Source organism: Tenacibaculum sp. ZH5_bin.1, from assembly GCF_042865525.1.
GTDB classification, from domain to species: Bacteria; Bacteroidota; Bacteroidia; order Flavobacteriales; family Flavobacteriaceae; genus Polaribacter; species Polaribacter mesophilus.
Genome location: NZ_JBEGIO010000001.1, coordinates 676715 through 698958 on the forward strand (window position 1 = coordinate 676715; position 22244 = coordinate 698958).

The window sequence follows — 22244 nt, forward strand, 5'->3', positions numbered from 1 at the left end:
TTATTTTAAGTCGTTGAGATTGTTTTCTTTTGCAAAAGAAGACAAATTATTCCATTCTTTTAGCTTTAGTCCTTCTTTAAACTTTATAGCTTTTGTTACCTTATGTTTTTTGTATAATAAACAGTAACCGTTTTTTTTATTGTTTTTGATTTGACATTTTTGATAAATACCTCCTCTATTATTGTAAAAGACCCACCATTTGTTTGGTAATCCATTAATAAAATGTCCTTCCTTTTTTTTAAAAGAGTTTTCATAATAAAAATGCCAATACTTAACAGGAAGGTTATTTTTAAAACTTCCTTCTTTTTTAATGTTTCCATTTTTGTAATAAAAAATCCAATAATCGGTTTTTTTATTATTTTCAAGCCAGCCTTCTTCTTTTAATGTTCCTTCTTCATAAAATGATTTATGATATGTTTTTTGCCCAACTAAAGAGAAAGTAATAAAAAAGCATAGTATGAAAACATTATTTTTCATTTACCAATTTCATTAAATCAACATCGTTACCTAATAAAACCTCTGTTGGGTTGATACGTCCTTTTTCCGGACCATTTTCTAACTTTAATACTCCTCTAGGGCATACTGCCGAACAAATACCACAACCAACACAACTTGCACGCACTATATTTTCTCCTTTTTGGGCATATGCACGTACATCAATACCTTGTTCACAATACGTAGAACAATTTCCACAAGAAATACATTGTCCGCCATTGGTAGTAATTCTAAATCGAGATTTAAAACGTTGTACAATTCCTAAATAAGCGGCTAACGGACAACCGAAACGACACCAAACACGGTTTCCAAAAATTGGATAAAACCCGGTACCAATAACTCCTGCAAACCAAGCTCCTATTAAAAAGCTGTAAGTATCTTTAATCCATTGAGAGTTGATTCCTAGGAAAGATTGAGTTCCAGTAAAGTAACAGTATAACGTTACAACGGTCATTATTAACGAAAATACCAAAACACTATGTATTAACCAGCGCTCTAGTTTCCATGCATTCATACTTTTGTTAGAATGCTGACGGTATGGATCACCTAAAGTTTCAGCTAAACCACCACAACCACAAACCCAAGAGCAATACCATCTTTTTCCGAAGAAATATACCATTACAGGAACAATGATAAGCGTAAGTACAATACCCCAAACTAAAATAAATAAACCAATAGCTCCGCTATTTCTTAAACTATCTAAATTCCATTCAAAAAAGAAATCATAGTCTAACGGAAAAGCATTTTTAAAATCATACCCAGGCATATTTAAACTGGTCATGATTTCTGGGATAAGGAAGGCAAATACAATTTGAAAGAATAAGACAGAAGTTGTTCTTATAACTTGGTATTTGTTGTGTCTATACTTTATATACATTCTCACTCCCATTGTAAGCATAATCACACAGTATAAAAAACCGTATACAAACCACTGGCTTGCCTCACCGCCGTTTAAAAATTTACTGATAGGATCTAATATAAAAGTCCAGTTAACCACATAATCAGGAAAAAAATAAAGCAACAAGTAAAAAACAACTAAGTAAATTAAAACTAACCAAGCTATCCATCCTCGATTTGTACTAGCTTCTAAATAAATACCATTATTCTTTATTCCTTTTGGACCAAGTAAAATAAAATTAGGAAGTACAAATAACAGTGCTCCCAAAATACCTAAACCAAAAGTGAGTAACCATAGCAAACTTGAGTTGTTTCTAACAAAACCATTTCCAGCTTTTTTAGCTAACTCATAACTTAAGGTATGGGGTTTCCCATAAATTAAATATTGGTATTGTTCACCTTTTTTATCCCAATTTTTTTCAGCGTCGTATTTAGCAATTAGAGTATTATAATGATTGTTAGATGCTTCATAAGCATTTCTAACCCGACTAGAAAATTCAAAAATATTAAAGCTTTCATCGGTAACAATAGCTTTACTGAGTTCCTCTTTTATGATTTCGCTTTTATATCCTTTTTCAGTAATAAATGAATCTAGTTCTGATTGATTTAAATTAAAAGAACCCGTAAAAATTACTCCTGAAAAAATGATTAACCCTATTAAGAATAGAAGTAGACCTGTTTGTTTTATTATTTTCATCCTAAACTCTGCTGAAAATTCGTTTCCAGCTTTTCTTTTTTAATTGAATATTGGTGTTGTTTTCTTTGTTGAATTTTGCTACAATTTCTGATTCGTGAAGTTTATAGAATTCTGGGTCGAAGTTTGCATCTGCTAAATGTTCTAAAGTATAAGTTACAGACTGCTTTTTATTCAAAATTTTGTCAAAAAACTCATGACGCATTCGTATCCCTAATGTATTTATACCAAGGAATTCTTGCGTGTTTTTATCATAGTTAATTCGAATACATTTTTTACCACTTTCGTGCTCCCAGTAAAAATGAGCTTCATTTGCTTTAGGTTGCGGCCATACCCAACCATAAGTTTGGTATTCAATATCAATAAATTTTGCTGAGTTAAACCAGTGCCCTGGTTTGTATTGAATTCGATTGCCACAAATAGTTTGTGCAACAGTTTCTCCCATCATTCTACCAGTGTACCAAACAGCTTCAATAGGACGACGTAAACCAATTGCTTCATGTTGTTCTGCACAATCTCCAATTGCATACACATCTTTGATATTGGTTTCTAAAAAACGATTGACTTTAATTCCTCTACCAAGTTCAATTTCAGAGCCTTTTAAAAAGTCAATATTAGGAGAAACACCAGCAGTCAAACCAACAACATTACACGGTATTTCTTCACCAGTCTCTTCAACAATTACAGATGTAACTTGCCCGTTTTTATCTGATTTTATTTCTTTTAGGTTTACACCTAAGCGTAAATCGATATGATTTTCTATAATTTCACGATTTATCATGGCAGATTCTCCCTTGGGTAACACTTTGTCCCAAAAACTATTTTCACGAACTAAAAAGGTAACAGGGATATTTCTGCTATGAAGCATTTCGGCAAGTTCAATTCCAATTAAACCTCCACCAACAATAACAGCTCTTTTACATACTTTGTTGTTTGGAGCATATTGTTCAAGAGCCTCTAAATCTTGTTTATGATACATTCCCATAACACCTTTTAAGTTTTGTCCAGGCCAACCAAACTTGTTAGGTTTAGAGCCAGTGGCTATAATTAACTTATCGTAAGACAGTTTTTCTCCAGTGCTAAAGGCTATTTCTTTTTCTGATGAATGTACTTTTGAAACAAAACCTTTTTTGAGATTGATTCTGTTTTTTTTCCAAAACCAAGATTCGTAAGGTTGTGTATGTTCAAATTTCATGTGTCCCATGTACACATACATTAAAGCTGTTCTTGAAAAGAACTCATCAGTTTCAGAAGAAATAAGGGTGATTTTTTTGTCTGATAATTTTCTGATATGCCTTGCGGCTGTAACTCCAGAAATTCCATTACCAATAATAACAACGTGCTCCATAAATGTTGATTTGCTGTTTAGGTCGTTGCTAAAGTTAAGAACTTAATAAAGGAATTGAATTTAGAATGATTTTAAATAAAAGGGCTTTGTAAGAGAAGTTTTTTTTAAGCGACTTAAGATCTATATAAAAAATTAACCTTATGAAACGACAATTAGTAAGCCTTACAGTTTTACTGTTTTTTGTAGTGCAACTTTCAAATGCTCAAGATGATAAAGCAGAAAAATCAAATATTCAAACATATACACCATCTAAGCTTTTAAATAATGGTCAGTGGGATATTAAATGGTTTAATAACCTATATACAGAAACAAAATTTGCCGATGCAGATGGTAATACCAAATCGAAAGCAAGAGAGAATTACTTTACTTCAACGTTGGAAGCTTTCACTGGAATTTCTAAAAATAACCGTATTAACGTAGGAGCAATTGTAGAGTTTCGTTCCAACACAATTGGAGGACGTCAAGCATTATCAGTATTTAGTTTAGAAGATAATCCAAACTCTGAAAGAAAAGGAATTACATCAATTGCACCAGCTATTAAGTTTCAACCATTAAAAAATGTAGGAAATTTTTCCGTTCAATCAGCAATACATATTCCTTTGGTGAGTAATGAAACAGAAAATGGTGTCTTTTTAGACCAAACAGCGTGGACTTTTCAGAATCGATTTTTTTACGATTATACTTTTTCTAGTGGAAAATGGCAGTTATTTACAGAGTTAAATACGGAGTACAATTTTGGTGATGAGGATAGCTTTGCGAACAATACTTTTTTGTTAACTCCTGGTGTTTTCTTTAGTTATTTTCCCAACGAAAAGTCTACCGTATTAGTGTTTTCTCAACATTCACAAAGATTTGGAGATTTTACACAAGATTATACAGCTTTAGGTTTGGGAGGAAAATATCAATTAACCAGTGTTTTAAACTTGGAGGTTTTGTACAGTAACTTTGTTAGAGGAAACAACAATGGGCTAGGACAAAGTTTTAATGTAGGATTAAGGGCATTATTTTAAAAATAGTAAATTAGAGGAGTAATGAAAACTCTAAAACTCCTTTTTATAATAAGTTGTGTTTTTTTGGTAAGCTCTTGTACGAGCCAATCAAAAAAGATAAACGGTGTTAGTTTTGTTGCTTCTTCAAAGAAGATAACAAGTAAACATATTAATGATGTAAAAAAGGTATCAGCAAATTATGTAACGTTGATGCCTTTTGCTTTTGTTAAAAGCTTGTCTTCTCCAAATGTAATTTATGACTCCAAAAAGCAATGGTTTGGAGAGACAAAAGAAGGTGTAAAACAATATGCCAAAGAGTTTCAACAAAGTAAAATAAAGATTATGTTGAAACCACAAATTTGGGTTTGGAATGGGGTGTATACAGGAACTATAAAAATGAAATCTGAAGATGAATGGAGAGAGTTAGAACAATCGTATGAAGATTTTATCCTCGTTTTTGCCAAAGTAGCAGAAGAAATTAATGCAGAAATTTTTTGTATTGGAACAGAATTGGAGCAGTTTGTAATAAACAGACCAGAATACTGGAAAAAACTCATTAAAAAAATTAGAAAGGTATACTCTGGAAAATTGACCTATGCAGCAAATTGGGACGAATTTAAGCGAGTAGACTTTTGGGAGGATTTAGACTTTATAGGAATTGATGCTTATTTTCCGTTAAGTGATCAAAAATCCCCAACTCTTAAAGATTTTGAAAAAGGTTGGCAACCTCACAAAAATGAAATTATTCAGGTTCAAAGTAAGTTTAATAAGCCTGTTTTATTTACCGAGTATGGATACAGAAGTGTAAATTTTACTGGAAAAGAGCCATGGAAATCAGATAGAATAGAAGGAGATATCAATTTAGAAAACCAACAAAAAGCATTACAAGCTTTGTATAATCAATTTTGGAAAGAAGATTGGTTTGCTGGTGGTTTTGTTTGGAAATGGTTTCATAATCATAAAGAAGTTGGAGGGGAAGATAACAATAGGTTTACACCTCAAAACAAACCAGCAGAATTGACTATAAAAAAGATGTATGAAAATAGTAAATGAAAAATATAAAAATAAGTATCTATTTTTCTTGAAGACAATAATTCTTGCAACATTTTGGTTGTCTGTAAACTGTTATTCACAAGAAAAAAGTATAGAAAAAATTACTTTTTCAGGAGCTAAAAAAACGAAAGCACATGTTTTAAAGAAAATACTGAAATCAAAAGAAAATAAAGTGCTTGATTCAATGGTATTAAAAGAAGATATGATTCGTTTGAAGCGCTTACCAGCAATTTCTAATGCGTATTTTAAAGCATCATGTTCTGAGGGTAAATGTAATGTTGTTGTAACTGTAGAAGAGAACTTTACAATAATTCCAGAAGTTAATTTTCACAAAACGATCAATCAAAAATTAGCCTACAGAATAGGAGTGGGTGAGTATAACTTTTTGGGAAGGAACATGACCTTAGGTGCGTTTTACCAATACAATGGTTTTGATTCTTATGGAATTAACTTTAGGGCTCCTACGTTATTTTCAGCAAAATGGGGAGTGTCATTAAGTCATCAAAACTGGACGAGTGAAGAACCACTTTATTTTGGTAGTGAATCAGCCAATTATAAGTATCAGAATATCTCTTATGAAGCTTTGGCTTTATACCAACACAATTTTAAAAATCAGTTTCAATTTGGAATTAATTTTTTTGAGGAAAAGTATAATTATTTAAGAGGAAGTACTTCATCGGATGTTCCTACTGAGTTAAATGTAGATAAAAAGCTACTGAAGCTAATTTATGTTTTTGATAATCTAGATTATAATTATCAATACATTAACGGAATAAAAAATGAGTTTCATGGACAATATGTAACTTCTGAAAATGAATATCAGAATGATTTTTTAATTTTTTGGAATGACTTTTTTTACTTTAAAAGAATAGGTGAAAAAGGAAATTGGGCAAACAGATTGCGTTTTGGTTTGTCATCTAATGATGATACTCCATTTGCTCCATTTGCTTTAGATAATAATTTGAATTTACGAGGAGTTGGTATTTTAGTTGATCGAGGTACTGGAAGTATTGTTTGGAATACCGAATATAGGCATACGCTGTATGAAAAAAAATGGTTTGTTATTCAAAGTAATGTGTTTGTAGACGCTGGAACATGGCGTAATCCAGGAGGAAGTTTTGATGATTTTATCAATAGTGATAATATGAAAGTTTATTCAGGTATAGGTTTACGTTTCATTAATAAAAAAATATTCAATGCAATTTTTAGAATTGATTATGGGCATGGGCTTACAAAGAATGGATCAAAAGGATTTGTGTTTGGTATAGGTCAATATTTTTAATCACAGATAGCCTAGAGTTTAATCTCGAATGAGTTGTTTATTTGCATAAAAAAAAACGAGGTTGTGAAATACAAACCTCGCTTTTTAAGCTATTCTTATGTAGAAAAACGTTTTATTTTTTCTTTGGGTGTACTAACTTCATTTCTTCAATTAAGTGTTTTGCTCCTGCATATTTATCTACAATAAATAATACATAGCGAACATCAACCATAATATTTCTACAAATTTCAGGGTCGTAATTCATATCACTCATCGTTCCTTCCCATACACGGTCGAAGTTTAATCCAATTAAGTTTCCGTGTGCATCAATAGCAGGACTACCAGAGTTACCACCTGTGGTATGATTGGTTCCTAAGAAACAAACAGGAACTTTTCCGTTTTTATCAGTGTATTGTCCAAAATCTTTAGCGTCGTATAAATCGCGTAACTTTTGAGGTACATCAAATTCATAATCACCAGGAACGTATTTTTCAATAACACCATCTAAATAACTTACAGGATTGTAGTATACAGCATCTCTAGGAGAGTATCCACGAACTTGACCGTAAGTAACACGTAAAGTGCTGTTAGCATCAGGAAAATAGCGTGTATTTGGTAATGCTTCCATTAATGCTTTCATGTATGTTTTTTGTAACGCTGTAATTGGCTGGTTTTTCTGTTGAAACTCAGGATTTATTTTTGTGTAAAACTCTTCAATCATAGGCTTAGCATATTGGTAAGCAGCATCTTTGTTTAAGTTTTTTACCACCTTTTTAGCGTCTCCTTCTAATAATTGTAAAGCTTTATTTAAATCAGTAAAATTTGTTTTGTCATAAATAGAAGCATCTACATTAGTAGGATTGTATAAAGGCATTACATTTTTAAACACTCCTTTATCAACATTTACATCAAAGTTTTTATGAATTCCTTTAATTCGATTTACCAAAGAAGTTCTAGCTTCTTCAAACTTTTTAGGTTTATTTAAAGCTACTTGTTCTAACTGATACGCTCTAAAAGTCATTTGCATCAACTCGTTGGTAACTAAGAAAACTTCAATAAAGTTTCTTCTTTTAATATTAATATCAGCAAAGTCTATATATAATTTTTCAAACTCAGGAAGAATATTTCCGTAGGTTTTTTCTAATCCTTTTTCTTTTAATGCTTTTTTGAAAGTAGCTTCAAAAGCTTGACGCTCTGCGATAGCATTACTCTTTTTAATTCCTAGGTTTTCACCAATCCATTTTTTCCAAGCATTTGCAATACGTGCTTGTTTTGAAGCATATTTAATACGAACAGCATCACTAGCTTTCATTTGTGCATCAATTTCTTTTAATGCAGCTTCACGAATAGCAATGTTACTCGGATTAAACTCTTGTGTAATATGTTTAATAGCAACAGCGGGTAAATATTCATTAGTACGACCTGGGAAACCAAAAACCATAGTAAAATCACCTTCTTCAATTCCATCTAAAGAAACTGGTAAAAAGTGCTTTGGTTTGTAAGGAACGTTGTCTTTGCTGTATTTAGCAGGACGATTGTTTTTATCAGCATAAATTCTGAATAATGAAAAATCTCCTGTATGACGAGGGAAAACCCAGTTATCGGTATCACTACCAAATTTTCCAATACTACTTGGTGGTGCACCTACTAAACGAACGTCTTCAAATTTTTCTGTAACAAATAAGAAATATTGATTGCCTTTGTAAAATGGCTTTATTTTAACACCTTGCCATGTTTCTTTTTGTACTGTTTTTTGAATTTCGTTGATGTTTTTATCAATAGTCGATTGTTTTTCACGTTCAGTCATAGTATCAGTAACCCCATTCAATGCTTTGGTAGTTACATCATCAATACGAACAATAAATTCAACATATAGCCCTTTATTAGGTAATTCTTCTTTTTTATTCATCGCCCAAAAACCATCTTTTAGGTAATCATTTTCTAAAGAAGAGTGTGATTGAATTTGCCCAAAACCACAGTGGTGATTGGTTAAAATTAATCCTTCAGGAGAAATCACTTCGCTAGTACAACCTCCGTTAAAATGCCCAATAGCATCTTTTAAACTTGAGTTATTTACATCATAAATGTCTTTAGCGGTAAGTTTACTTCCTAAAGAGGTCATTTCTTGTTCATTCATTCCTTCTAAAAGAGAAGGAATCCACATACCTCCTTGCTGTGCAGTAACTTGAACGACAATAAATAAGAATAGAATTTTTATATACTTCATCTGTTTATTTTTAAAAAGCTAAAGATACAAATTGGCAGCAAAACAGCTAATTGAAAGTATTAAGTAATAGGTTAAAAAAGACTTAAAATGTTATTTTTTTCCTATTGGATATATTTCTTGGTGAATAAAGTCTTTAGGGAATTTTTCATCCCCGTCAAAACCTAATTCAATATCACGCCCATTGTAAGGAATGTAGTCAGTTTTAAAAATGTAATCCCATATGCTTAGCGTAATTCCAAAGTTTACTCCCATTTTTCTGCCTTCAGGAAGCTCTTTTGCATGATGCCAAATATGCATTTTTGGATTGTTCAGAATATATTTTAACCAACCGTAATCCCAGTTAATATTGGCATGATTAAGATGACCAATAGTAATGTTGAAAAAATGAACAATAGCAACGTCTTGTGCTGTAAATCCGCCCATAATAGCAAGCGGAATATACTTCATAGAGTTATATACTACGGGTTCCATCCAATGGTAACGTAAGTGGGCAGCAAACCCCATTTGTTTTACGGAATGGTGCACTTTATGAAAGTTCCATAAAAATTCATATCGATGTAATAATGTATGAGTGAACCACTGTACAAAATCAATACTAATAAAAAATACTAAGAGTCTCGCCCAATAAGGAAATGTGTTGATGTCGAATAATTGAAAATTAGCAACCGATAATCCAACCAAACCTAAAATATCATTAAAAAACTGCTCTGCTGTATTTGATAAGGCAATAAGAACGATGAGGTTTAGTAAAAAGAAATTGAAAAACATGTAAAAAGTATCTAGCCAAAAATCTTTACGAAATAAAGGTTGGTTTTTGCGCCAAGGAAAGATAATTTCTAATCCCCAAACAATAAGAGAAATTATAATTAAACCATAAAAATAATTTTCCCATTGAATTTCAAACAAAACAGATTGTTTTAAGTAGTTCCAATAACCAGTGTAGGAGTTTTTTACGATTTCTAGGTATCTTTCCATAGGAGCTATAAATTTCAGCAATAAAAATAATGAATTAATGATTTATAATTTTAAATAAATCTCGTCCTTTCCATAGTCGTTCTTCTTGGGGCAAAATTTCCATATTGTCCCAAAAACCTGTAAGTAATGTTTGTGCATAAGCAGGAGGTAGCTGTTGTTCAGTCATTAATGTATTTGCTTTTTTATAATTATAAGAAAGAGTATGAAAAGAGTATGAAAAACCATTAGTGTCATTTAAAATGGCATACCAAACATGTGGTTTTGCATTGTTAGCAGGCATGCCAATAACTCCCGGGTTTAACCAAAGAAGCGAGTCTTTTTCATCTGTAAAAGGAAGTCCGGAATGTCCAGCAACAATTACATCGCAATTAGTTTCATTGAATGATGAAATTTTATTTTTCCATGGAGTAGATTTAAAAATAAATTCAGAAATATAATGGTATGAACCATGTACCATGAAAATCTTTTTATTTGCATAAGTAAAAGAGATATAATTGGGTAGGGTTTGCATCCAATTAATTGAAGCTTCCGAAAGTTGGTTTTGAGCAAAAGGATACCACGCTTTTGAAAAAACATCACAACGAGAACCTTCTGTAAAATCACAACCACAATTAACCTCTCTATTTCGTAACTGTTGTTCTACATTTCCAATAATACTATGTGCTCCCCAGTTTATAAAGGTTTGTACTGTTTCTTCTGGTTGTGCACAATAGCCAACAATATCACCTGTGCAAAAACAGTTTTCAGGTGCTATATTTTCCTTTTCAGCGACTTTAATTAAAGCTTCTAAAGCTTGTAGATTACTGTAAATACCCCCAAACAAAAGTACTTTTCCTTTAACGGTATTTATGTATGTTGTTTTTGTATCCATAACGGAATTAAATAAAGAGTAAAACAAAGAATACTTCCCCAAACATTGCTCCAAAGTAAATTGGCATACTTGCCAGAAGTAAAAATTAACAAAGAAGGAAAGGCATCAAAAACTAATAAAAATCCAATGATAATACCAGTGCCTACAGATAAGTAGTAACTAATTTTAGGAGGTTTTAACTTCCATAATATAAAAACTGGAGCTAGTCCAATAACCATAGTACCGCTAATAGTGGTTGCTGATAAAATTGAAGCGTTTAAGAACACAGGAAGAGTTCCTATAATAGCAATGAGTAGCATTATTATTCTACCAAATGAAACAGAGGGGTTAATGTTTAAATCAATAGCAAAAAGCTTAGCTGTTGATGAAAATGTAGAATCTAAGGTAGATGCAGCTGAGGTAATCATAATAAAATTAACAACTAATAACATTCCAACACCTAAGGTTTTACTAAAAGCAACAGCTGCTTGACCATTAAGGCCATTGATTTTTCCAAAGATACCTACAAAACTAAATAAAACAATACATAAAAACCCAATAACAGTAGCCCAAAGAAAGCTTTTTAGGGTTGTTTTCGGATTACTTATAAAACCACGATCGGTTAACACTGGGTCGTGAAAAGGATAGCTAAACGATTGTAAAAAAGCAGCGATAGCTAAGTTCCCTCCTAAAGCCATCGTCCACTTACCAGAATTTGAAACGGTTTCGTAATTTATACCTTTAGTAGAGTAAATATTCCAAAGAATAATTGCCAAAAGTACAGAGAAAAATAACATTTGAATTGCATCGGTAAAAATACTACTACTCAAACCTCCTTTTAAAGCGTAAGTCAAGGTTAAAAGTGTAAAAACCACAATAGAAGTGTAGTATGAAGAGCTACCTACAGCTCCAAAATAAGAACCAATAACCATGGTGTTTGACCAAACTTCGTTAAATAGTCTAATGAGAATTAAAATTGAAAATACAAGAATAGCGGTATTACCAAATCGAATACCTAAAAAGTCATGAATGCTTTTAAAACCTCCTTTGGTACGTAGTTGATATATAATTATTCCAGCAACGGCAAACGAAAGGTAATACAGTGCATACGCAACCCCTCCTACAAGTCCAAACTGTAAGCCTAAATTAGCGGCATTGGTAATACTTTTAGCAAAAATCCAAGAGATGACTAAGCTACCTGTGAGTAATAATGTATTAGGTGCTTTTTTATTGTGTGTAGCTTTAAAGAAAGTTTGATTGGTTTGGGCAAAAGGTGCTAATATTAAAAATACTAAGCTGGTACTAAGTAGCAAACCCCATTGCCAAATGTATATTATTTCTTTCATTGGTTGTACATGTTCTGAGAAAATTTTAATTTCTTACTTTAGTTATTCCACCAAACACCAAAATTAATACTATTACCATTAGTAGCTTGAGCAGCTAATTCGTAATTTATCTTATTTAAAGAGGCTTCTTCTGCAGGATAGGGCATTCTTACAGGAATTAAATTGTTATTTAAACTTGCTGAAATAGGGTTCAGATTAGGAAACCCAGTTCTACGATATTCTATCCACCCTTCATAGCCGTTAATAATATTAGCAATCCATTTTTGTGTAATAATTTGCTCAAGGGCTTTTGCGTCGTCAAAACTAGCAGTTGTTGTAAGGTAATCATTAGGTATGTTGGTGTTCCAGTAACTAAAGGCTTGTTCGGTAGCTAATTCGTATAGTAATTTGGCATCGTGGGTAATAAGACCTTTATGAGCTGCTTCTGCTAATAAAAAATTAGTTTCCCAAGCGGTCATATAATTGGCTTGCAAATTTCCGGAATGTTCTCTAAAAATGAAGCCAGCTAATGAATAATTTCCCAATGAAATAGTGGTTTTTGAAGCATCTATTCCGTTAATTAACCCGTTGTAATTGTTGGGAGGAGTACTGGAAGGTCTAAAAAAAGTTTGAATTCTAGGGTCATTTAGCTCTTTTAAAATTTCTTCAATAGTTTTAGACATTACAAAGTTGTTAAAATCTCCTACTCGTAAACGCGCCATTCTAAAGTTATTAGGCTCTCCGTCTGTAAAATTAAAAACAGCATTTTGAGCATTGTTGGCAATGTAGTTGCCATCGGTTACAATTTCTTGAAGTTCTTTTCTTGTATCTTGTTTTGATGAAATACGGATGAGTGCTTTTATTCGTAATGAGTTGGCAAATAAAATCCAGCTATCTAGATTTCCGTTGTATAAAACATCGCCTGTTAGCGGTAAATTACCCGTGTAATTTTTAATTGCTATTATTCCCTTTTTTAAACTATCTAAAATACCTCCATCTGCTAAGTAAATAGCTTCTTGTGTGTCGTATTTGGGAGTAACAGTTTTGTTATCTCCATTAAAAGCATCACTATAGGGAACATCTCCAAAAAGATCTGTCAAAGTCATAGCCATATATGCCTTAAAAATTAAAGCAGGGCCTTCATACACTTTAAATGTTGGATTATTTTTGGCTTTGTTTAGGATAATTTCATTGTCTCTTAGATTAGTGTAAAATACAGGCCATGGATTCCCACCTAATTGTGGTGATTTTAAAGCATGACGATCAAATAAATTAAAATCTAAAGCAGTAAGTTGCTGACTTAATAAATTACCTGCAACAAAACCTTCATACGACATTGCCTCTCCATAATTGTAAATAACTTTACGAAATAATAAACTGGGTTCTACATCAACAGGAAAGTTGGGATTTGTATTTATTTTTTCAAAATCACTAGTACAACTTGTTATAAGTGCTAATAGGAAGAGAGATATGTAATTTTTCATGATATTGTTTTTTAGAAGTTTACACCTAGTTTAAATCCGAAGCTTTTGGTGGTAGCATACGACATATCTTCTACACCACTAACAATTCTATTTCCCTGCACTGCTAGTTGCTCTGGATCAAAATGAGGAATGTTACTAATTGCAAATACATTTTTACCTATAAAAGAAAGAGTTACATCAGCTCCATTTTTAACGAAACCAAAGGCATTGTTTTTTAAATTGAAGGTATAACTGAAGGCAAATTGTCGTAACTTTAAATAAGAGGCGTCATAGACATTGTTTTCTTCATGATTTCTGTCGTAAAATTGTCTGTAATAACTTTCGGGAGTTATTGCAGTTGTATTTGGGGTGTATATTGGGTTTTCTGGAGTGCCAGTATTTACAATCCCTTGTGGAATAATACCCGATGTTGGTCGGTAAGTTGTTTCTTTTAACTGACCAGCAACTCCTGCTAAAGCTAAGGTTCTTGAAACTAATTCTCCCCCTTGTCGCCAATCAAAAAGGAAGTTTAAATTCCAGTTTTTGTACGAAAAACTATTGTTGAGTCCCATTGTAAAGTCAGGATTGTAATTTCCTAGTTTTTTAAGTGTAGGGTCTGCAATAAAATTTCCTTCTGATGTTAAGACAAAATCACCTTTTTCATTTTTTAAGTAACCAGTTCCGTAAAAATCACCAATGCGTCCGCCTTCTTCTACTTGAAACCAAACTGTTTGATCTGGATTGTTGTATACTCTTGAATACGCCAATGTAATTCGTCCACTGTTTTGAGGTAACGATTCAATGGTGGCAACATTTTTACTAAAGTTCACAGTAGTATTCCATTTGAAGTTATTGGTTTTAAAAGGAGTGGCATTTATAACAAGCTCTACCCCTTCAGAACGTACTTTTCCGCCATTAACTACTTGTTGTTTAAAACCTGATGAAATAGGAATTGGAAGTGATAAAATTTGATCTTTGGTAAGTGCGTTGTAATAAGTAATATCAAAAGTTAAGCGATCATTAAAAAAACGAAAATCAGCCCCTATTTCAAAAGAAGTTGTTTTTTCTGGGCGTAAGTTAGGATTGGCAATAAAATTTTGACTTGTAAATGCTGGTTGTGAATGTACATTTGTTGTGGGTATAAAAGTTCTTGAGGTTTGATATGGATTGGTGTCGTTACCAACCTGAGCAATGCTCGCACGAATTTTAGCAAATGAAACCGTTGTAGGAAGGGGAAATAATTTGCTTAAAATGACGCTGGTAGAAACCGAAGGATAAAAGAAAGAAGTATTAGTGGTGGTAATTGGAGTAGCAAGCGCGCTAGACCAATCATTTCTACCTGTAATGTCTAAAAAGAAAATACTTTTATACCCTAATTTTATTAAGCCATATAAACTGTTGATTCTTTTTTCTGATAAAAAATTAAAAGTTTCAATGGGAGAAGCAGCGTTGTTAAAGCTAAAAATACCGGGTTGTGCTAATTGTGTAGTTTGTGTTTGTTGTGTACTAGCTTTTTGATCAAGACGATTTCCTCCTAAGGAAATGTCAAGAGTAATATTATTAACTTTAGGGGTATAATTAATTAAAAAATCGGTGTTAATTTCTCTATAGGTTACTTTGTGTTCAGCATATGCACCATTCCTAAACCGATTGGAACTAAAGTTTCTTAAAAAACGCCTGTTTTCACTAGAGTAATCCATTCCTGTTCTTAGTGTTAGGTTTAGGTTGTTGGTAATTTGTTGTTTTGCTGAAATATTACCAAAAACACGGTCTCTGTTAAATTCATTTCTATTTTCGTGTAATATGAAATATGGGTTGTCAAAAAAAGTATAGTTGAACGAATATTGTTGTTTACCCTCCAATCCTGGTTGCCAATAATTTTTTAAACTGTTAATGTTTAACGATCGAGGCCCCCAAGCTACTAATGAATAATTCACGTTTTCAGATCCGTATCCATTAGAAGGTCTGTTATCACTATTGCTATTTACGTAATTAACATGCGAAGTAATGGTAGTGTTTTTTGAAGGGATGAATTGCAAATTAGTAGCAATTGTTTTACGATGTAAATTAACACCTGGTATAATTGATTCACTGTTAACATCGGTCAATGACAAACGATAATTCCCTTTGTTAAATCCCGATGCTATGGCAATGTTATTAATCGCTGTAATACCTGTTTTATAAAAATTTATTAAGTTGTTAGGGTGTGCTATAAATGGAGTGGGGGTGATAGGAAGTCCATTGTACAAAGCAGTATCACCTCCTCTAACGGTAGTGCCATCGGGTAGAGATACTGGACTGTCAAATTGAGGAATTAAAGTACCTTGGTTTAATCTTGGTCCCCAACTGTAGGAAATATTGTCGTTAGTTCCTCCACCTAACCCATTAACAAATTCAAAACGTCCAGAATTTCCTTGTCCGTATTCGTTTTGAAACTGAGGAAGTTGGAAAGCTGTGTCAATAAATAAAGAAGAATTAACACTCATTTGAAAAGCATTGCTTCCTTTTTTTGTGTTGATGATAATAACTCCATTAGAAGCTCTAGTACCATATAAAGCAGCAGCACTAGCTCCTTTTAATACAGAAACAGAGGCAATATCATCGGTGTTCACTTCCATAGCACCGTTACCAAAATCAGCTTCTTGAAAACCTGCAGCTGCCTCATTAGTATTATTAAAAATAGTATTATTGTTTATGGGGGTACCGTCTACAATAAAAAGTGGATTGTTATTGGTGAAAGATTGTTCGCCTCGTATAACGATTTTTGAAGATGAGCCAACGCCAGTAGCCCCACCACTGGTAATGTTAACACCCGCTAATTTTCCTGATAAATTATCTAAAAAATTTACCGATTTAACTTCTGAAATATCTTTCTGTTGGATGCTTTGAATAGCATATCCTAGCTCTTTAGACTCTCTTTTTTTATTTAAAGCAGTAATAATTATTTCGTCTAACCCTGTATTTTCTTCTTGTAAATAAATAGATATACTCTTTTGATTCCCAACTTTAATTTCTGCTGTTTTATAGCCTATAGAAGAAAAAATTAGTATATCGTTTTTGCTCTTTATTTTTAAAGAGTAATTGCCACTATTATCTGTAACCGTTCCTTTCGTGGTGTTTTTGATAGTTACGTTAACAAAAGGAATGGGAGTTCCATTGTTTTTTGAGGTTACTTTTCCTCTAATTGTATATTGAGCATTCGCAAAGGTGGTTAGGCATAATAACAACCCCAGTAAGATTTGTTTCATGTATTTTATAAATTTTGTTTCATATTGAGAATCATCAAAGAGTAAATAAAAAGCGAAGCATTTTACTACTAAATGAATGATTGTTATGATATTGTTGTACTTAAGAAAAAATGGAAGTTCTTTGTGAAGTTGTAGGAGAACCTTTGTTGTAAAGTACTGAGGTGTATTGATATCTGTATGTGTATGAGGTGTTGTAAAAACTTTTTCTCAATAAGAGAAGTATCTTATTAATTAGATATTTTAGGAAACTGTTCGTTGAATAACGATTTAAAAAATAGATTAAATCGTTTTCTGAATCAATATCTTTTAAGTATGCGAGTTGTGATACAGAATGTTCGTTTTTTTCAAGTATTTTTTTTAGCGTACTAAATAAATCGGGAGTTTTCCAAGGAAGTGTTGCAAAACTTTTCTTGTTAAAATGTTTTTGATTAATGGCGAGTAAATAAATGCCTCCATCTATTGAAGGACCTAAAACAGGAAGGTCGTTTTGAAGATGGTCAATAGCCTTTTGTAAGTGGGAAGCGTTTAAATTTGGACTGTCATTTCCTACAACAATTATGTTATGAAACCCTTTGGCAAAAGTGTTTTCTATAGCGTTTGTAAAACGCTGACCAAAAGTAGCTCCTATTTGGTGAGTTTCATTACAAATACATATTTGAGTGTTTGTTTTTGAAGCTTCAAAAACAATCTTTTTATTTAAATAGTCAAATAACTGTTCCCCTTTTTCTAAAAACTTATTTTCAGCCTCTCTTTTAGAAGAGTTTGCAAAAATAAGAATAGCTATATTGGGTTGTTTTGACATTTATGGACTTTCCATTAATTAGAATAAAATGGAAAAGTCGAAAGAAATATATTTGCATTACAAAAAAAAGCCGCTAATTAAATTAGCAGCTTTTTAAAGCAAGTAGGCTATTTATTTTTTATTAGCTTCTTTAATATATTTTTCTAAAGCCATAGTCATTGAAGGTGTTTCTGGTGTCGGAGCAGCAATATCTACACGTAAACCTCTATCTTCAACAGCTTTAATAGTAGTGTTTCCAAAAACAGCTATTCGAGTATTGTTTTGTTTGAAATCAGGAAAGTTTTCAAATAAACTATCAATCCCTGATGGACTAAAGAATACCAAAATATCATAAAAAACATTTTCTAAATCAGATAAGTCACTGACTACAGTTCTATATAAATCCGCACGTTTCCAGTTAACTCCCAATTTATCTAATTCTTCAGGAATTAAAGATTTTAATTTATCAGAAGAAGGAAGTAAAAACTTCTCGTCTTTATGTTTCTTGATTAATTTAGTTAACTCAGGAAATGTTCTATTACCAACATAAATTTTACGTTTACGGTACACAACGTATTTCTGTAAATAATAGGCTACAGCTTCAGATTGACAGAAGTACTTCATATCATCAGGGACAGTAAAACGCATTTCTTCAGCGATTCTAAAAAAATGATCAACAGCATTTCTACTGGTAAGTATAATGGCTGTGTAATTGTTTAAATCAACTTTTTGAGCTCTTACTTCCTTTACAGGTATTCCCTCGACATGAATAAACGATCGAAAGTCAACCTTAACCTTTTGCTTTTCTGCCAAGTCAAAATATGGCGATGTTTCTGTTTTTGGTTTTGGTTGAGAGACTAAAATAGTTTTAACTTTCATAAACTTTCTCTTTATTACGTAGTTGTTGTTTTATAAAGAATTAATAGCGGTGCTATTTCAAGGGTGCAAAAGTACAAAATAAAATAAAACAACTTACTAATTACAAGTTTTTTATTATTTGTTAAAATTAAAAAGACCCTAAAAACAAGCAAGATACAGAAAGAATAAATTAAGAAAAGTTTATTTGTAAAAGTGTATTGATACAGTATGATAATGGGAAATAACCAAATGCTAAGAACATATAAATAACCCGATTTTGTATATAAAAAATAGTTTACGGTTTTAGATAAACCAAGAATATTTGCCAATGCATAATCTAAAAAAAAACGAACAGAAAAATATACAGAAACAAACAAGAAGAGTCCTAAAAAAGCTAGAAAACTATGAGAATATATTTCTGAGACTAAAGTGAAAAATAAAAATAAAGAAATAACAATTATAGAAAAAGAAAACAGTAACAATTTAAAAGGTGTGAAAAAAGAAACACCTTCTTCCATTCTTTTATGAAAAAAACCAGGAGTTACAAAAGCAATAGTATATCCATATAACTTAGTAGGTTTTAGTAGCTTCATCATAGCCAATAATACAATAGCTAGTATGATAACTAAAGTAATCCAATTATCATTATATACAACTCTTTCTATTGCTTTCAATTGTTTTTATACTTTTTTAATTAACACAAAATTAGTAATAAATAAATGTATCTTTGCCCAGATTTATATGAAAATTACATGAAGTCAGACGCTTTAATCATAATTCCTACGTATAATGAAAAAGAAAACATTGAAGCTATTATTCGAGCAGCCTTTAGTCAAGAAAAGGTGTTTCATGTGTTGGTTGTAGATGATAGTTCCCCTGATGGAACTGCAATAATTGTAGAAAAGTTACAAAAAGAATTTCCTAATCAGCTTTTTATTGAAAAAAGAAAAGGGAAAAGTGGATTGGGAACTGCGTATATTCATGGTTTTAAATGGGCAATTTCTAAAAAATACAATTATATTATAGAAATGGATGCTGATTTTTCACATAATCCAAAAGATCTTATCAAATTATACAATGAATGTGTTAATAATGGAGCAGATGTAGCTATTGGTTCAAGATATTCAGTAGGGGTAAATGTTGTTAATTGGCCAATGAGCAGAGTGTTATTGTCTTATTTTGCATCAAAATACGTACGGTTAATAACCAGAATGCCTATTCATGATACGACAGCTGGTTTTGTATGCTATAAAAGAAAAGTTTTAGAGACAATTAAGTTAGATAAAGTTAAATTTGTAGGATATGCTTTTCAAATTGAAATGAAATACAAGGCATGGAAGCACAAATTCAATATCAAAGAAGTCTCAGTTATTTTTACTGATAGAGTCTTAGGAAAGTCTAAATTAAGTAAAGGCATAATCAAAGAAGCTGTTTTTGGAGTGATAAAAATGAGAATTAACGGATTACCGAAATAGGAGAATGACCACAATTACGACAAGAGAAGCAAAAAAAGAAGATTTAGAAATCTTGTTAGGGTTTGAACAGGGTGTAATAGAAGCTGAAAGACCTTTTGATTCATCACTGAAGGAAGGAAAAATTAGTTACTATAATCTGAAAGAAATGATTTTTGCTGACAATGTACATTTAATTGTGGCAGTATCTGGAGATGAAATTGTGGGGTCAGGTTATCTCAGAATAGAAAAATCTAGAAGTTATCGTAAAAATGAACATAATGGATATATTGGTTTTATATATGTAAAACCTAATTTTAGAGGTAAAAAAATAAGTGCTTTAATTTTGAATTCGTTAAAAAATTGGGCAAAAAGCAAAGAAATACGAGAGTTAAGACTTGATGTTTACAACGACAATTTATCAGCAATAAAGGCGTACGAACGCTTTGGTTTTAACAAAAGTTTGATTAACATGAAAATGGAAATTTAGTAGAAAATGAAACAATCATATTTAATTAAAAACGCACAAATCGTTAACGAAAACAAGGTTTTTAAAGGCGATGTTTTAATAGAAGGAGAATTTATTAAGGAAATAGGAGAAAACATAATTCCTACAGGTGATGTATTAATGGTAGATGCAGAAGGAAAGTTTTTAATTCCTGGTATGATTGACGATCAAGTACATTTTCGTGAGCCAGGTTTAACACACAAAGCAAATATAGCTACAGAAAGTAAGGCTGCAATTGCAGGAGGAATTACTTCTTTTATTGAAATGCCAAATACAGTACCTCAAGCAACAACTCAAGAATTATTAGCTGATAAGTTTGAAATTGCAAGTAAAACATCGTATGCTAACTATTCATTTATGTTTGGTGGAACTAATGACAACTTAGAAGAATTGTTAAAAACGAATCCAAAAGACGTTGCGGGAATTAAACTATTCTTAGGCTCTTCAACAGGAAACATGTTAGTTGATAATGAAGAAGTATTAGAAAAAATATTTTCATCAACTAAGATGTTAATTTCTGTGCATTGTGAAGATGAAGCAACCATTAGGAAAAATACAGAAGAGTACAAAGCAAAATATGGTGATGATATTCCTGTAAAATACCATCCGTTAATTCGTAGTGAAGAAGCTTGTTATTTATCATCTTCAAAAGCAATTGAATTAGCAAAGAAAACAGGAGCACGTTTACATATTTTCCACTTATCTACAGAAAAAGAAACGCACTTATTTCGAAATGATATTCCGTTAGAGGAAAAACAAATTACGGCAGAGGTTTGTGTACATCACTTATGGTTTACCGATGCAGATTATGATAAAAAAGGAACACACATTAAGTGGAATCCTGCTGTGAAAACACAAAAAGATAAAGATGGATTATGGAAGGCGTTGTTAGATGATAGGATTGATATCATTGCAACCGACCATGCACCGCATACCTTAGAAGAAAAGGATAATGTGTATACAAAGGCACCTAGTGGAGGTCCATTAGTACAGCATGCAGTTCCAGCTATTCTAGAAAAGGTGAAAGAAGGAGTGCTGTCAATAGAAAAAGCAGTAGAAAAGATGAGCCACAATCCCGCAAAAATCTTCAAAGTTGAAAAAAGAGGATTTATAAAAGAAGGTTTTTATGCTGACTTGGTTTTAGTTGATGCAGATAAGAAATGGACGGTAGATAAAGAGAATGTGTTATATAAATGCGGATGGTCTCCGTTTGAAGGTGTTGAGTTTTCAAATCAAATAACACACACTTTTGTAAATGGTAACTTAATGTATAACGAGGGAGTTTTTAACGAAGAAATTAAAGGGAAACGATTATTATTTAACAGATAAATGAAGTCTTTTTTTTACATATGTATTGGTTTGTTTTTGGTGTCGTGTACAAGTAATACGATATATAAAAAGCCTGATAATTTAATTCCGAAAGATTCTATGATTTCGTTACTAACCGATATGTATATTGCTTCTTCTGCCAAAAATCAAAAAAATAAGTTTTTAAAGAGAGAAAAAAACTATATGTTTTTGGTATACGAAAAGTATAGAATTGACAGTACTCGCTTTGATGCTAGTAATACATATTACACTTCTATGGTTGATGAGTATACTGAAATTTTAAATAAAGTAAAAAAGAACATTGATTCATTAGACGTTTTATATAGAAAAAAGCAAGAGGTTCAAGATTCAATAAAAGGAATTAAAAAGGAAGGAAAATTAAAAAGAGATACAGTTTTAGATAAAGAACTATTATTGAATGACCTTCCTAAAGAATTAATAAAAAGAGAAGATAGAGAGTTTGAAAAAAAGGACTTAAAGAAAATTAAGTAA

General features: G+C 31.8%; 19 protein-coding genes. 7 read left to right on the plus strand and 12 right to left on the minus strand.

Annotated elements, in window-relative coordinates; all coding sequences use genetic code 11:
- The 3 genes from ABHQ57_RS03050 to ABHQ57_RS03060 are packed head-to-tail and all read right to left on the minus strand — an operon-like array spanning position 1 to position 3434.
- Positions 1 to 477 (minus strand): toxin-antitoxin system YwqK family antitoxin, encoded by a 477-nt coding sequence (locus ABHQ57_RS03050; RefSeq protein WP_167712777.1) that lies wholly within the window; start codon positions 475 to 477, stop codon positions 1 to 3.
- Positions 467 to 2089 carry a 4Fe-4S dicluster domain-containing protein gene (locus tag ABHQ57_RS03055; RefSeq protein WP_167712779.1) on the minus strand — a complete coding sequence of 541 codons (1623 nt, stop codon included), beginning with the start codon at positions 2087 to 2089 and terminating at the stop codon, positions 467 to 469. The genes ABHQ57_RS03050 and ABHQ57_RS03055 overlap by 11 nt, the downstream gene beginning before the upstream one ends.
- A 1-nt stretch (position 2090) precedes the next feature.
- Positions 2091 to 3434 carry an NAD(P)/FAD-dependent oxidoreductase gene (locus tag ABHQ57_RS03060; protein WP_167712781.1) on the minus strand — a complete coding sequence of 448 codons (1344 nt, stop codon included), beginning with the start codon at positions 3432 to 3434 and terminating at the stop codon, positions 2091 to 2093.
- A 140-nt stretch (positions 3435 to 3574) separates the two neighbouring features.
- On the opposite strand from ABHQ57_RS03060, the gene ABHQ57_RS03065 reads away from it, so the two are divergent.
- From ABHQ57_RS03065 to ABHQ57_RS03075, 3 genes are read left to right on the plus strand one after another with little or no spacing between them, the layout of a single operon-like run.
- The gene (locus tag ABHQ57_RS03065; protein ID WP_167712782.1) at positions 3575 to 4444 is read left to right on the plus strand and encodes a transporter; all 870 of its coding nucleotides are present in this window, start codon (positions 3575 to 3577) and stop codon (positions 4442 to 4444) included.
- Positions 4445 to 4465: 21 nt separating this feature from the next.
- Positions 4466 to 5476, plus strand: coding sequence for a glycoside hydrolase family 113 (locus ABHQ57_RS03070; protein WP_073182249.1), 1011 nt, complete (start codon positions 4466 to 4468; stop codon positions 5474 to 5476).
- Complete coding sequence (locus tag ABHQ57_RS03075; RefSeq protein ID WP_083574778.1) at positions 5460 to 6758, plus strand: POTRA domain-containing protein; 1299 nt, start codon at positions 5460 to 5462, stop codon at positions 6756 to 6758. The genes ABHQ57_RS03070 and ABHQ57_RS03075 overlap by 17 nt, the downstream gene beginning before the upstream one ends.
- 112 nt (positions 6759 to 6870) lie before the next feature.
- Here ABHQ57_RS03075 and ABHQ57_RS03080 read toward each other — a convergent pair whose 3' ends face one another.
- The 9 genes from ABHQ57_RS03080 to ABHQ57_RS03120 form a co-directional block, all read right to left on the minus strand.
- Positions 6871 to 8964 (minus strand): S46 family peptidase, encoded by a 2094-nt coding sequence (locus ABHQ57_RS03080; protein WP_073182248.1) that lies wholly within the window; start codon positions 8962 to 8964, stop codon positions 6871 to 6873.
- A 90-nt stretch (positions 8965 to 9054) separates the two neighbouring features.
- Positions 9055 to 9939, minus strand: coding sequence for a sterol desaturase family protein (locus ABHQ57_RS03085; RefSeq protein ID WP_167712784.1), 885 nt, complete (start codon positions 9937 to 9939; stop codon positions 9055 to 9057).
- A gap of 34 nt (positions 9940 to 9973) precedes the next feature.
- On the minus strand, positions 9974 to 10810 hold the full coding sequence (locus ABHQ57_RS03090) for a metallophosphoesterase (RefSeq protein ID WP_159611003.1): 837 nt from the start codon (positions 10808 to 10810) through the stop codon (positions 9974 to 9976).
- Complete coding sequence (locus ABHQ57_RS03095) at positions 10786 to 12135, minus strand: sodium:solute symporter (protein ID WP_159611001.1); 1350 nt, start codon at positions 12133 to 12135, stop codon at positions 10786 to 10788. Before ABHQ57_RS03095 ends, ABHQ57_RS03090 begins: the two co-directional genes overlap by 25 nt.
- 38 nt (positions 12136 to 12173) lie before the next feature.
- Positions 12174 to 13598 (minus strand): SusD/RagB family nutrient-binding outer membrane lipoprotein, encoded by a 1425-nt coding sequence (locus tag ABHQ57_RS03100; RefSeq protein WP_167712785.1) that lies wholly within the window; start codon positions 13596 to 13598, stop codon positions 12174 to 12176.
- Positions 13599 to 13609: 11 nt separating this feature from the next.
- Entirely contained in the window at positions 13610 to 16825 is a 3216-nt protein-coding gene (locus ABHQ57_RS03105; RefSeq protein ID WP_167712787.1) for a SusC/RagA family TonB-linked outer membrane protein, read from the minus strand.
- Positions 16826 to 16925: 100 nt separating this feature from the next.
- Positions 16926 to 17627, minus strand: coding sequence for a DUF2064 domain-containing protein (locus ABHQ57_RS03110; RefSeq protein WP_167712789.1), 702 nt, complete (start codon positions 17625 to 17627; stop codon positions 16926 to 16928).
- A 111-nt stretch (positions 17628 to 17738) separates the two neighbouring features.
- A complete protein-coding gene (locus ABHQ57_RS03115; RefSeq protein WP_047787881.1) occupies positions 17739 to 18485 on the minus strand; it encodes a uroporphyrinogen-III synthase in 747 nt (248 codons plus the stop codon).
- 14 nt (positions 18486 to 18499) lie between these two features.
- A complete protein-coding gene (locus tag ABHQ57_RS03120) occupies positions 18500 to 19138 on the minus strand; it encodes a DUF4271 domain-containing protein (RefSeq protein ID WP_167712791.1) in 639 nt (212 codons plus the stop codon).
- A 78-nt stretch (positions 19139 to 19216) separates the two neighbouring features.
- Here ABHQ57_RS03120 and ABHQ57_RS03125 point away from each other — a divergent pair, with 78 nt between their 5' ends.
- Genes ABHQ57_RS03125 through ABHQ57_RS03140 form a run of 4 tightly spaced genes read left to right on the plus strand, consistent with a single transcriptional unit; the run spans position 19217 to position 22244 of the window.
- Positions 19217 to 19939 carry a polyprenol monophosphomannose synthase gene (locus ABHQ57_RS03125; protein WP_073182240.1) on the plus strand — a complete coding sequence of 241 codons (723 nt, stop codon included), beginning with the start codon at positions 19217 to 19219 and terminating at the stop codon, positions 19937 to 19939.
- Between the two features lie 4 nt (positions 19940 to 19943).
- Positions 19944 to 20405 (plus strand): GNAT family N-acetyltransferase, encoded by a 462-nt coding sequence (locus tag ABHQ57_RS03130; RefSeq protein ID WP_159610994.1) that lies wholly within the window; start codon positions 19944 to 19946, stop codon positions 20403 to 20405.
- Between the two features lie 6 nt (positions 20406 to 20411).
- Positions 20412 to 21752, plus strand: a complete 1341-nt coding sequence (locus tag ABHQ57_RS03135; RefSeq protein ID WP_167712793.1) for a dihydroorotase — start codon at positions 20412 to 20414, stop codon at positions 21750 to 21752.
- The gene (locus ABHQ57_RS03140; RefSeq protein ID WP_167712795.1) at positions 21753 to 22244 is read left to right on the plus strand and encodes a DUF4296 domain-containing protein; all 492 of its coding nucleotides are present in this window, start codon (positions 21753 to 21755) and stop codon (positions 22242 to 22244) included.